Genomic DNA, 12,766 nt, shown 5'->3' with positions numbered 1-12,766 from the left:
TAATAAAGTTATGCAGGATTTAAATGCTAAAAAAACTTTACCTACAGTTTATTATTTATGTCCTGTTTGCGGATATGTTGAAGCAGGTTCAGCTCCAAGTAAATGCCCTTTATGTAATGCTACAGCTAATTCTTTTCAGGCTTTCAATTAATTAATTATTATTTAATGAGGCAAAAAGCATTGATAATATTTTTTATTATCGATGCTTTTTTTATAACTTGAAAAAATCTTAATAGTTTATATAATATTCTAAATAATTTTTATTTGGAGAAATTAATAAATGCCGTATACGAATATTATAATAATAGTCTGCTCTGCAGTACTTTTGATTTTAGTTTTGGTATTAATAAAAAAATCTAAAAAACCTAAAGTTTCATTAACTAGCTCTAAAAGTAAATTTTCATTATCATCTTTATTTAATACTTCATCAATTAATGATGAGTTTTTTGCAAGTTTGGAAAATATGTTAATAACAGCTGATGCAGGCGTTGAAACTACTAAAGATATTATTTCAAAATTAAGGGAAACTTTAGAAAAAGAAAATATAAAAGAACCTGCAGAAGCAAAAAAATGTTTAAGAGAAATTTTAATATCTAAATTCATACAGAAAAAAATAGAACTTAAAGATAAAACTATACTTTTTATAGTAGGCGTTAATGGAGTAGGTAAGACAACTTCAATAGCCAAATTAGCTAATCTATTAAAAAATGATCATAAAATTATATTGGCGGCAGCTGATACATTTAGGGCGGCTGCTATAGAGCAGTTAGAGGAATGGGCTAACAGACTTTCTGTAACCATTGTTAAAGGACAGCAGGCTGGAGATCCTGCAAGCGTACTATTTTCTGCTTTAGATAAGGCTAAGTCATCGGATGCTGATATTGTTATAGTTGATACTGCAGGACGATTTCATAATCAGGAAAATTTAATCAGACAGCTTGAAAAGATGAAGAAAATTGCTACAGAAAGATTTACAGAATTTAATTTTATACCTATATTAGTATTGGATGCTAATGTTGGTCATAATGGAATAGAGCAGGCTAAAGTATTTACTAGTGCTTTGAATATACAGGGTGCTGTAGTTTCAAAGCTAGATAGTACAGCTAAGGGAGGAGTGGCAATAAGCATTGCTCATTATTTATCACTTCCTATATATTATGGAGGATTTGGTGAAAAAGTTGATGACTTCAAAGAATTTGATGCTGAAAGCTTTGTAGATTCTATATTGCAATAGCATACAATTGATTGGAGATTATATTATGTCAATTACTATTAGACCTTCAGAGATTTTTGGTTCTGTTTATATTCAGATGAGTAAAAGTGATGCTCATAGAGCTTTAATAGCATCATCATTAGCAAAAGAAGTAAGTATTATAAAGCCTTGTATTAGTAATGTAAGTGTTGATATAGATGTTACTAGGAGTGCTGTTTCTAATTTTGCCGATTTAGAAATAATTGATGATTATTTGAAAGTTTCGCCTAAAAAAGAATATGAAAAAGAGATTACTATAGATGTTAAAGAATCAGGTACTAGTTTAAGGCTTTTGATTCCTATTATATCTGCACTTGGAATAAAATGCACTTTTATGGGTTCTGAAAAATTATTATCAAGGCCTATGGATATTTATAAGAATATATGGAAAGAGCAGGGATTGGAATTTAATATTTCTAAAGATTTTCTTAATATATCAGGAAAACTTAAACCATCTGATTTTAGAATATCAGGTAATATAAGCAGCCAATTTATAAGCGGGCTTTTATTTGCTTTGCCTTTATTAGAAAATAATTCTAAGATTATTATAGACGGAGAGTTAGAATCTGCTCCTTATGTGATGATGACTTTAAAAACTCTTAAGGCTGCTAATATAGAAATATCAAGACATAGTGACAATATAATAGAAGTATATGGAAATCAGAATTATTCTTCTATTAATTATGAAATAGAATCAGATTGGTCGCATGCCGCTTTTTTTGCCGCTGCAGGAGCTTTAGGCGGAGAAACTACATTATACGGACTCAATAATTATTCAATTCAAGGCGATAAAGAGATACTCAATATTCTTAAATTTATGGGAGCTAATATATATTATAATGATGATAATTCTATTACAATAAAAAAGTCAAACAGACTGAATGCTTTGGATATAGATATGTCAAATATACCTGATTTAGCACCTATCATTACAACGCTTGCTTCAACTGCCAAAGGAAGAACTAGATTATATAATGCAGGAAGACTAAAATATAAAGAAAGCGATAGGATTAATGATTTAAAAGACAGCTTTACTAGAATAGGGGCAAATATAGAAGTAGGAGATGATGAAATATTTATAGAAGGTACTGAAAAACTTAGAGGAGGAAATACTACTTCGCATAATGATCATAGAATAGCTATGGCACTTGCAGTAGCATCTGTTGTTTCAAATGAAAGTATAACAATAGATGATTCTCAGTCTATTAATAAATCATCTTTTGATTTTATAGAGCGGTTTAGAAGTATTGGGGCTGATATAGTATTATAATATTTTAGATTAATTGTTAAAGTACTTCTTTTTATTTCTGAATTTTAAACGTATAACTCTAAATAATGCCTCTGCTATTATATTTTTAGACATTTTTGATTGTCCGCTTCTTCTTTCATAAAATATTATAGGCTCTTCCTTTACTTTGTAGCCGTTGCTTTCAAAAGAGTAATTCATTTCTATTTGAAAAGAATAGCCTGCTGAAAGTATATTATCAAAGTTCATATTTTTTAATACAGATGCTCTAAAGCATTTAAATCCGCCTGTAATATCCATAATTTTAGAGCCTAATATAAATGAGGCATATCTATTTCCATAGTATGATAAAAAAAGTCTTCTTAAAGGCCAGTTTACAACACTTATTCCATTGCAGTATCTTGAGCCTATTATCAAATCTAATTTTTCATTTTCCATTCTTTCAATAAATTTAATAACGAAATTAGGATCATGCGAAAAATCAGCGTCCATCTCTATAATATAATCAGGATTATACTGAAATGAATGTTTAAAACCAGCAATATATGCAGGTCCTAATCCTTCTTTTTTTTCTCTCTTTAATAAATGAACTCTGCTGTTATTTAAATATTTTTCTACTATTTCATAAGTACAGTCAGGACTATTATCATCTGCAACTAAAACTTCTATATATTCCGGTAATGATAATATTGTATTAAGCATTTTTTCTATATTATCTCTTTCATTGTATGTAGGAAGTACTATAATAGCTTTCATTTTTTATTTGATTTCCTTTTATTTGCAGTTTGAGTTTTTTTATTTCTTTCTAAGTTTTTCTTTATATGATTATCTATATTAAACATTATATATTTAACATATCTAATATTAGAAGTTCTAGGGTCTATTATATTTTTATAAGAGAATGTTTCGCTATTATCTATTGTATAAAATACTATATCTCCAAGTAAAATTATATCATTATCATCTATAGCATTATCTATGCCCATTAAGTTAATTTTTACTCCTATAGATATAGAAGAATCTGAAATTTTATATCCTGTTATATATGAACTTTCATAATCTAATTCCATATCGAGAGAGTCTGCTAAGGTTTTGAAAGTTTTTATTTTTATTTCTTTATTTCTATATTTTACTATGATATTTTCTTTTATATCTTCATCATCAAAAGAAAAATTAATATTTTGCATTTGATTAAACGGCTGCTTTATATTTAAATCTGCTATTAATTTTCTAGCTTTTTCTATTGTCTCATTTTTCATTTCTATCGGGCTTGCTAATGATAATTTATATTGTTTATTAATTTTATATATTTCATTATCTAATGTTTGAAATGTATTTGATTTTCTATCATATTTGATATGCTGAAGTATTTTATCATTTTTATTATATACAGTCCAAATAAAATTATCAGATAATATATTCATAACATAATTTTCTTCAAATATATTTTTCCAATTATCTAAAGTCCATTTTTTTCCTGTCATTAATGCTTTATGAAGTCTGTAAGTTTGAAATTTATAAGTTGATTTTATATTATTTTTTATATTATAAAACTCATCTAATAATTTACTGCTTATATTATTATATTTATCTATTTTAGATACATATTCTTTTTTATTATTATCAAATATTTTTTCAATATTTAATTTTTCATTTATATAAAGTGTAAAAGAATATAAATCATCTTTTAATATTTTCTTACCTGTTTTATCTATACCGTAATTTTGTATAATCTTATCTTCTAAAGCATCTTCTGAAATATTCAATTTTTTTGCTGCGGATTTGAATGCCAATTTTGATGTATTTTTTATTTTGTAGTATTTAAAATTATTTGATATGCAGTCAATTAGAGTTAAAGAGTAAATACTGCCGTTGGAAGATAATGCTGATATAGCATAATTAGCGAGAGAGATTCTTCCAGATTCGCACCAGTCTTTTATATTATTTAATACTTTATCTATTTTATAATCAGATTCATAAACAAGATAGGGTATCATTACGAATTTATAAGTTGTATCTGCTCCCTCAAATATCCATCTTTCATATATTTTTTTTATTACATTTATAAAAGATTCAAAATTAAAATATGAAATAATTTTATCTAAATCTTTTATTTTTGACGGCGATTTTAGCTTGGAATATTCCAAATATATATATTTTATAATTATAATAGGTATATCCTGATTTGAGTCTTTACTAATAATTCCGTAAAGTAAAGATTCATCTAAACATAATAGATTTTTTTCATATTTTTTATCATAATTTTTATTAACATAGCTAACTATATTATAAGTATCTTTGAACTCTGAATCTATAACTTTCTTGCTTCTCCATTTTTTTAATGCATCCTTTGCTAAATCGCTGTCCAAAGCTTGTAAATATTCATAAGATTCTTTTTTCTTTTTATTAATTATTTTTATAGCAGCTTTTCTTATACTAGGAGATTTATTTTCTAAAAGCGAGCATAATATTTTACTTGAACCGAAATCTATTTCCTTACTATATAATTCATTTAAAAACGGTATAAAATTCTTACTGCTTTTTGTTATTCTGCTGACAAATTTTTTATTTGAAAATAAACTTTCAAAATAATCCACATTTTTTTTTATGAGAGAATAGAAAAAATTATTAAATTCCTTATTTTTTATTTGAACTGCAAATGAATCATAATATGATATTCTATCATTATAAGAATAGAAAAATATATAAGAAATAATAATATCAGATAATGCTACATCCATATTGGTTAAATAATTTAAGCTTTCCTGATATGTAATATTAAATCCCTCTTTTCTGATTAAAATTAAATATGTGAATGCTTTATAACTATTTGTTTTTAATATTATATCAAGAAGCTTTTTAGATTTTTTAGAGTAATCTGATAATAATAAAATATAATATAATCTGTAATTATTCAGTATTGATTTTTTTATAAATTCTATATCCTCATCATTCGGAGTTTTTTTTATATTATAAGGCTTATAAGGTTTTGCAGCACTGAAATATCCGAATGCTGATTTTTTTACATAAAATCTTTTTATTAATTCATATCTCTTATCATCTTCATATATAATATCATTATTTATTACAGCAATACTATTAGGAGTTCCAAGATGTTCTACTATATTGTACTTTGCATAATAAGAATCATATACCTTTTGAAGTAAAATATCTATTTTTTTATCAGCTATTTTTATATTAGCCTTATTATCATTATTTATTAGCAGTATAGCAGTTAATATCAAATATATACCGCAGTTATTACTATTTTCTAATGTTTTGTATAATGAATAAAAATATTCTTTATCTTTATTGTATGTATAATTAGCTTCTCTTAAAAAATCCAATGCATATATATCATTTTCCACTATACCCATATTAATTATGCATATTTCTTTTTCTAAATTATATCCTTCATATTTCCTGCTAAATAAAGAACTATTAAATTTTTTCATAAATTACTCTTAATATCCTATAAAATATATTTATATTATACCAGTATTTAATAAATAATAAATACTATACTAATTTACATGTTTTTAATAGCTAATTGTCCGCAGCCTGCTGATATTTCCTGTCCCTGCTTAAATCTCTCAGCGACTTCAATTCCATTATCTTTAAGTATGGATTTAAATCTTAATATAATATCTTTATTTGGTTTTTGAAATTGCGGTGCATGTTCTACAGGGTTTATAGGTATGATATTAACTTTAAAAGGAAATTCTTTTTTTAAATTTACAATCCTGTATGCATCATTAACGGAATCATTAATATCTTTAATAAGCACCCATTCAAAAGTAATCATTCTCTTACCGTTTTTACTGTATCTTTTTAGTATAGACATAAGATTTTCTATAGGGTATCTTTTATTGATAGGCATAATTTTATCTCTTACATCATTTTTCAATGAATGTAAAGAAACAGCCAATCTGCAGTCTAAATCTCTTTCTATTAACTGTTTTATTCCTGACACCTCTCCCGAAGTTGATATTGTAATATGTCTTATTCCTAAATTAAAACCTTTGAATGAATTAATTGTATCTATTGCTTTAAAAAGGTTTTTGGTATTTGCTAAAGGCTCTCCCATACCCATAAATACTATAGAATTAACTTTTTTGGTTACAGCTCTCATAAGTAAGAACTCCGCAAGTATTTCATCTGCAGTGAGATTTCTAGAAAGTCCCATACTTCCTGTAGCACAGAAAGCACATCCATAACCGCAGCCTACCTGAGATGATAAGCAAAAAGTTACTCTGTCTTTTTTATTTAAAATGACTGATTCTATTTTTTTTCTGTCATATAATGATATTAATAATTTCTGAGTGCCGTATTCATCTTCTGAAATATGTTCTATTTTTGAATTATGTATAAAATAAAACTCATCTAATAAAGCTCTTAAATTTTTTGGTATATTGCTCATCTCTTCAAAACTTAATGCATATTTTTTATATATCCAATTTAGTATTTGAGATGCATGAAATTTAGGAAAATCATTTTCTGCACAGAATTTAGATAATTCATCTTCTGAAACATTCATTATAGATATTTTTTTAGCCATAATTTATTATTGTTGCTAATAAAAATTATGAGCTTTGATACTCTGCCATTTAGCGAATGTCAGACGCTCATAATTTTTATTTTAAGTTTTAATATAAATAAAAATTATTTTATTTTGCTATTCAGCAGCTTTTGTTAGGAGCAGATGATGTTTCGCTTGTGCTTGATGAACTAGATGCACTATTTTTTTCTTTATAATCATTAACATAGAATCCTTTGCCTTTGAAAATAATACCGCTATTTAAAGATATCATTCTTTTTGATTCGCTGCCGCATTTTGGACAATCAGCTTTTGCTTCTGATGTTATTGATTGAAATTCCTCAAATTCATTTCCGCAGTTTTCACATTTATATTCATAAGTAGGCATAATTACTTCCTTTTATTATATTTGATTAATTAAATTACAATAATATATTATTTAAATTAAAATCTGTCAAGCGAATTTATTTATATTATCAGATATTATATTTATATAAAAAATTAAAAATATTAATTATATATAATACTATTTTTTAGCATGTTCAAGCAGTTCTTCAGCATGTTTAATACTTGCTTCAGTAATTTCTTTTCCTGTTATCATTCTAGCAATTTCATTTACTTTCATATCATTATCTAATTCTTCAATAGTTGAAGTTACAATATCTTCGCCCTCATTTTTTGTAACTTTGAAATGATTATTAGCATATATTGCAATCTGTGCTAAATGAGTAACGCTAAGCACCTGCTTTCTTTTTGACAATGCTGCTATTTTTTCGCCTATAACTTCGGCAATTCTTCCTCCTACGCCTACATCTATCTCATCAAATACACATGTTTCAGAATAATCTCCCAAAGATAATACATTTTTTAATGAAAGCATTATTCTTGATATCTCTCCTCCTGATGCTATTTTTCTAAGAGGCTGAAACATACTTTGCTTATTCGGTGCTATTATAAACTCTATATTATCTATTCCTGTAGAATTAGCCTTTATATTAGAGCCGTCTATATTGAGTATGCCTTCATCATCTTCATCTAAAGTTATTTCAACATCAAATCTTATAGAGGACATTCCTAAATCATTCATTTCATTTTCTATTGCTTTTATAAAATCTTCTTTTCTATTATGTCTTATATCTGATATTTCTTTTGCAAGCATAGAAGTTTTTTCTCTCATCTCTTCTATTTCTTTTTTTAAATTTTCAATATCTTCTTCGGAGAAATTCAGAGATTCTAATTTTTCTTTAGCTTCTTTTGCATAAGCAAGTATTTCTTTTATATTAGAACCGTATTTCTTTTTTAAATTGTTTATAAAAAAAAGTCTTTCATTTAGAGCCTGAAGCTCCTCAGGATCAAATTTAGTTTTGGACCTTATTTCTGTTAAAACTGTTTTTATATCTTCAAGATTTAATGTAATTCCCTCTATTTGCGATGCAATATCTGAAAGTCTGCTGTCATATTTAGATATAGTTTGTAAAGCTCCTATGCTTCTGTTTAATTTTATATATGCACCTGATTCGCTTCCAAATATATCCTTATTGATAGCAGAAAGAGATGAGGCTATGCTTTCTGCATTCGACATCATAGTAATATCATTTTTTATATCTTCATCTTCATTTTGCTTTAATTTTGCCCTTTCTATTTCATCTATTGCATATTCTAAAAATGATTTTTCTTTTAATATTGTATTTTTATTTTGCGATATTTCATTATACTGTTTTATTAATTTTATAAGCTTATTATAATGATTTTTATAATTTTCCAGTTTTCCATCAATATTCAAATAACTGTCATAAAAATTAAGATGATTTGCAGGATTAAATAGTGACTGATGCTCATGCTGTCCGTGTATATCTACTATTAAATCGCCTAATTCTTTTAATTCAGCTACTTTAACGCCTACATTATTTATAAAAGATTTGCTTTTGCCGTCTTTAGTAATTTCTCTTTTAATATTAAGTTCATCATTATTGATTTCTATATTCCACTCTTTTAATTTGTTTTTTACAATATCAGCAGATGACTGTAAAGAGAAGTTTCCAGATACAATAAGTCTGTCTCCATTGGCTCCTACCATTCTAGTAGAACCTTTTTCACCTGTAATGAGTTCTAATGCACTTATTATAATACTTTTTCCTGCACCTGTTTCTCCTGTAAGCACATTAAACCCGCTGCTGAAATTTATTTTTAATTTATCTATTAATACAAAATTTCTTATTTCAAGATATTTAAGCATCATCTACCCCAATTAAGTTTGTTCCTAAGTATATCATAAAACAATCTTTTTACACTTTGAAATATATAACAGCTTTTATCACTTATTTTTGCTTCTATTTTATCATGATTTTTAAATTGGTATATATCATATCCGTCTATAGTTATCATAGCTTTTAATGATTTTTTTGTCAATTCAAGTTCTATATTATCGCATTTAGGTATAACCAAAGGTCTGAATGTTAATGAATGCGGGGATATAGGTACGAAAGATATAGCATCAATTGTAGGGGCAATTATAGGACCTCCTGCACTTAAAGCATAAGCTGTAGAGCCTGTGGGAGTTGCTATTACTACACCATCGCCTACTATAGAAGATATTAATTTTCCTGATATTATGACATTGATATATATGGCTCTTCCGTCGCATTTGCTTAATACCAGCTCATTTACTGCTAAATATTCTTTGCTTATATTTTTTTCTTTAGAATGTATGATTATTGATAATAAAGTTCTAGGTTCTATCTCATAGAGAGTTTTTTTACCTTCAATATATTCTTCTAATATTAAATATGCTTCTTCGGGAGGAATCTCTGAAATAAAACCTAATGTGCCATTATATATGGGAAGAACAGGCACATCATATTTTATTGCTATTTTTAAAGCTGATAATAATGTTCCGTCTCCTCCTATAGATATAAGCATTGATACATTTTTTAATTCTTTACCTGCTTTTTTTATATTTATATATGAAGATATATCATAATCTATTATTATAGTTTCTATATCATATTTTCCTAGAATATCATATATTTTTTCTAAAATATATGCAGGATATCCATTAATCGTATTAACTATGATTCCTATTCTTTTTTTTACATCATCATTCATAATATTTAATATAAAATTATTAAAGGTTAAAATATTTATTGATTATAACAAAACTTATCAATATAGCAAGTTATATATTGATAATTTTTTATTTTTATAATAAACTATATAAATGATATTATTTAGTTTAATTTATTTTTTACTAGCTGTAATTTATACATTTATATGCTTTATTATTGCATATCCTGTTTATCCTTTTATAAGAGTATTTTCTAAGAGAAAAGCATCTAATTATGTTCATTCTATGGCTAAATTTTGGGGCAGAGGATTAATAAAAATGGCTTTTATTTCCTTTGATATAGAAGGCATAGAAAATTATGACTATAAAAAAACTTATTTGCTTACTCCTAATCATCAAAGTGCATTCGATATATTTGTATGTTTTAATATATTTAAAAAATCATTTGCATTTGTTTCAAAAGATACTTATGGAAAAGTTCCTCTGATAGGTTTTGCTATGTCTCTTGCTAATTATATATTTGTTAAGAGAGGTACTGTAGGAGCTGTAAAGTCAATAGATGATATGGAAAATAGACTTAGAAATAATATAAGCATAGTAATTTATCCTGAAGGAACTAGAAGCAATACGGGAGAGATAAAAAGACCTAAAAGAGGCATACTGAAAATAGCAGAAAGATGTTCGGATATACCTGTTTTGCCTGTAGTTATATACGGCACTAAAGATATTATGAAAGCAAAAACCATTAAAATAACTCCTTTCAAAAAAATATATGTAAGATTTTTAGAGCCGTTTTATTTTAAGGATATAGAAGGCGATGATAATTCTAAATTAGATTATTGGTATAGCATTATGAGTAAAAATTATAATGAATTGAGAGACAAATCAATTAAAAAGTGATTATATACAGGTTTTTATGCGTATATATAATAAAGTTATGTATATTGTTTAAGCGTTATGCTTGAAAAAAATAATCTTCATATTATAATACTTAAGCAAAATATAATATTTTTTTTTAATGAAAAATCACTTAAAAAATTAGGAGTATAAAAGTGAATATTAATAATAACGCTTCTCAATTGAAGAAAGATATCCTAGTAAAGATAGCATTAATGTATATTGAAGATAGACTGATAGAAGATATTGACAGACTGCCTATAGAAATAATTCCTAAAGACAGCAAATCTATAAGATGCTGCATACATAATGACAGAGAAATAATGAAAAATAGAATTATTGCAATGCTTGGAATAAGCGTTGAGGGTAAGGAAGACAGCGGTATACCATTGTCGGAATATTCTAAATTGGCATTGGAAAGAGAAAAACCAACTTGGCCTATGCTTACAGTATTAGATGAGGCATGCAATGCTTGCGTTAGAGCTAATTTTATGGTAACAAATGCCTGTCAGGCTTGTCTTGCAAGACCTTGTATTACAAATTGTCCTAAAGATGCTATAACTATATTAGATGAAAAAAGGGCATATATAGACAGTAATAAATGCATCAACTGCGGATTATGTTTAAAAAATTGTCCTTATCACGCTATTATTTATATACCTGTACCTTGCGAGGAGTCTTGTCCTGTAGGTGCTATTAATAAAAATGAGTATGGTAAAGAGGTAATAGATTATCATAAATGCATATTCTGCGGTAATTGTATGAGAGAATGCCCTTTCAGTGCTATGATGGATAAGGGGCAGCTTTTAGATGTTCTTAAGCATTTGAAAAATGATGAAAAAGTTAATGTAATGTATGCACCTGCTATAGCCTCTCAGTTTAATGCTAAGCCAGGACAATTAAAAAGTGCTTTATTAAAGATAGGTTTTAATAAAGTTTGGGAGGTTGCTTTAGGTGCTGATATTACTTCTGATAATGAAGCGGCTGAATTTGAAGAGAGAATGGAAAGGGGAGATAAACTTATGACTACTTCATGCTGTCCTGCTTATGTTAAAGCTGTGAGAAAGCATGTGCCTGAATTAATTCCCTGTGTATCTGAAACAAGAACTCCTATGCATTATACTGCTGAAATGATGTATGCAGAAGATTCTGATGCTGTTAATGTATTTATAGGACCTTGCCTTGCTAAAAGAAGAGAGAGTATAGATGATGACTTGGTTGATTACTGCTTATCTATGGAAGAACTTGAGGCTTTATTTATAGCTACAGGTACAGAAGTTTCAAAAGAGCCTGATTTGGATATAGAGGTTGTTCCTACATCTTCAGGAAGAAAGTATGCTGTAAGCGGGGGCGTTTCTGAGGCTGTTAAGGTAAGATTAAAACACCCTGAAAAATTAAAGGCAGCTGTTATTAACGGACTTGATAAGGAAGGTATGAAACAGCTTAGGGGATACGGAAAAGTCCAGTCTGGAGAAACTCCTATTACTGATGATACTCCTAATCTTGTTGAGGTTATGGCTTGTAATGGCGGATGTGTAGGAGGTCCTTGCGTAGTTAAAAATCCTAAGGCTGCTGCTGTTCAATTGCAAAGATATGCTTCTACAGGTACTGAAGTAAAAAAAGGTTAATATTAAATATACAATAATAGTGTTTAAACACTATTATTGTATAAAAATTATTAGAGTTTTGCTAATTCTATAAGTATTGCTATACTATAATGATTATTATAAAAGCTAGAGAGCATTTTTATTGGCAATAATAATGAAGTTA

The 12,766-nt window shown here is 27.1% G+C and carries 11 protein-coding genes; 5 read left to right on the top strand and 6 right to left on the bottom strand.

Annotated features, from left to right (window positions below):
• The first annotated feature begins 10 nt into the window (after positions 1-10).
• From QZ288_RS11765 to aroA, 3 genes are all read left to right on the top strand, one after another.
• A complete protein-coding gene (locus tag QZ288_RS11765) occupies positions 11-151 on the top strand; it encodes a rubredoxin-like domain-containing protein (RefSeq protein ID WP_363322977.1) in 141 nt (46 codons plus the stop codon).
• Between the two features lie 129 nt (positions 152-280).
• Positions 281-1,234: a signal recognition particle-docking protein FtsY gene (gene ftsY, locus QZ288_RS06355; RefSeq protein WP_295156570.1), complete on the top strand. Its 954-nt coding sequence runs from the start codon at positions 281-283 to the stop codon at positions 1,232-1,234.
• A 25-nt stretch (positions 1,235-1,259) separates the two neighbouring features.
• Entirely contained in the window at positions 1,260-2,522 is a 1,263-nt protein-coding gene (gene aroA / locus QZ288_RS06350; RefSeq protein WP_295156567.1) for a 3-phosphoshikimate 1-carboxyvinyltransferase, read from the top strand.
• Positions 2,523-2,531: 9 nt separating this feature from the next.
• Here the strand turns inward: aroA and QZ288_RS06345 are convergent, their stop codons facing one another.
• The 6 genes from QZ288_RS06345 to QZ288_RS06320 form a co-directional block, all read right to left on the bottom strand.
• Positions 2,532-3,254 (bottom strand): polyprenol monophosphomannose synthase, encoded by a 723-nt coding sequence (locus QZ288_RS06345; RefSeq protein ID WP_295156565.1) that lies wholly within the window; start codon positions 3,252-3,254, stop codon positions 2,532-2,534.
• Positions 3,251-5,953, bottom strand: coding sequence for a DUF4132 domain-containing protein (locus QZ288_RS06340; protein WP_295156563.1), 2,703 nt, complete (start codon positions 5,951-5,953; stop codon positions 3,251-3,253). The genes QZ288_RS06345 and QZ288_RS06340 overlap by 4 nt, the downstream gene beginning before the upstream one ends.
• Before the next feature lie 74 nt (positions 5,954-6,027).
• Positions 6,028-7,056, bottom strand: coding sequence for a 23S rRNA (adenine(2503)-C(2))-methyltransferase RlmN (gene rlmN / locus QZ288_RS06335; protein ID WP_295156560.1), 1,029 nt, complete (start codon positions 7,054-7,056; stop codon positions 6,028-6,030).
• A 121-nt stretch (positions 7,057-7,177) separates the two neighbouring features.
• The gene (locus QZ288_RS06330; protein ID WP_295156557.1) at positions 7,178-7,423 is read right to left on the bottom strand and encodes an FmdB family zinc ribbon protein; all 246 of its coding nucleotides are present in this window, start codon (positions 7,421-7,423) and stop codon (positions 7,178-7,180) included.
• Between the two features lie 138 nt (positions 7,424-7,561).
• Entirely contained in the window at positions 7,562-9,271 is a 1,710-nt protein-coding gene (gene recN / locus QZ288_RS06325; RefSeq protein WP_295156555.1) for a DNA repair protein RecN, read from the bottom strand.
• Positions 9,271-10,140 carry an NAD(+)/NADH kinase gene (locus QZ288_RS06320; protein WP_295156552.1) on the bottom strand — a complete coding sequence of 290 codons (870 nt, stop codon included), beginning with the start codon at positions 10,138-10,140 and terminating at the stop codon, positions 9,271-9,273. Before QZ288_RS06320 ends, recN begins: the two co-directional genes overlap by 1 nt.
• Positions 10,141-10,252: 112 nt before the next feature.
• Between QZ288_RS06320 and QZ288_RS06315 the strand changes: the two genes are divergently transcribed.
• A complete protein-coding gene (locus QZ288_RS06315) occupies positions 10,253-10,999 on the top strand; it encodes a lysophospholipid acyltransferase family protein (RefSeq protein WP_295156550.1) in 747 nt (248 codons plus the stop codon).
• Between the two features lie 152 nt (positions 11,000-11,151).
• Positions 11,152-12,624 (top strand): 4Fe-4S dicluster domain-containing protein, encoded by a 1,473-nt coding sequence (locus tag QZ288_RS06310; RefSeq protein WP_295156547.1) that lies wholly within the window; start codon positions 11,152-11,154, stop codon positions 12,622-12,624.
• The last annotated feature ends 142 nt before the right edge of the window (positions 12,625-12,766 follow it).

Source organism: uncultured Brachyspira sp. (assembly GCF_910578695.1).
GTDB lineage: Bacteria > Spirochaetota > Brachyspiria > Brachyspirales > Brachyspiraceae > Brachyspira.
This window is presented reverse-complemented; position numbering and strand designations above follow the sequence as displayed.

Coding starts and splice junctions, on each gene's coding strand:
- aroA (WP_295156567.1), top strand. CDS start 1,260: ATGTCAATTACTATTAGACCTTCAGAGATTTTTGGTTCTGTTTATATT.
- QZ288_RS06345 (WP_295156565.1), bottom strand. CDS start 3,254: ATGAAAGCTATTATAGTACTTCCTACATACAATGAAAGAGATAATATA.
- ftsY (WP_295156570.1), top strand. CDS start 281: ATGCCGTATACGAATATTATAATAATAGTCTGCTCTGCAGTACTTTTG.
- rlmN (WP_295156560.1), bottom strand. CDS start 7,056: ATGGCTAAAAAAATATCTATAATGAATGTTTCAGAAGATGAATTATCT.
- QZ288_RS11765 (WP_363322977.1), top strand. CDS start 11: ATGCAGGATTTAAATGCTAAAAAAACTTTACCTACAGTTTATTATTTA.
- recN (WP_295156555.1), bottom strand. CDS start 9,271: ATGCTTAAATATCTTGAAATAAGAAATTTTGTATTAATAGATAAATTA.
- QZ288_RS06340 (WP_295156563.1), bottom strand. CDS start 5,953: ATGAAAAAATTTAATAGTTCTTTATTTAGCAGGAAATATGAAGGATAT.
- QZ288_RS06330 (WP_295156557.1), bottom strand. CDS start 7,423: ATGCCTACTTATGAATATAAATGTGAAAACTGCGGAAATGAATTTGAG.
- QZ288_RS06315 (WP_295156550.1), top strand. CDS start 10,253: ATGATATTATTTAGTTTAATTTATTTTTTACTAGCTGTAATTTATACA.
- QZ288_RS06320 (WP_295156552.1), bottom strand. CDS start 10,140: ATGAATGATGATGTAAAAAAAAGAATAGGAATCATAGTTAATACGATT.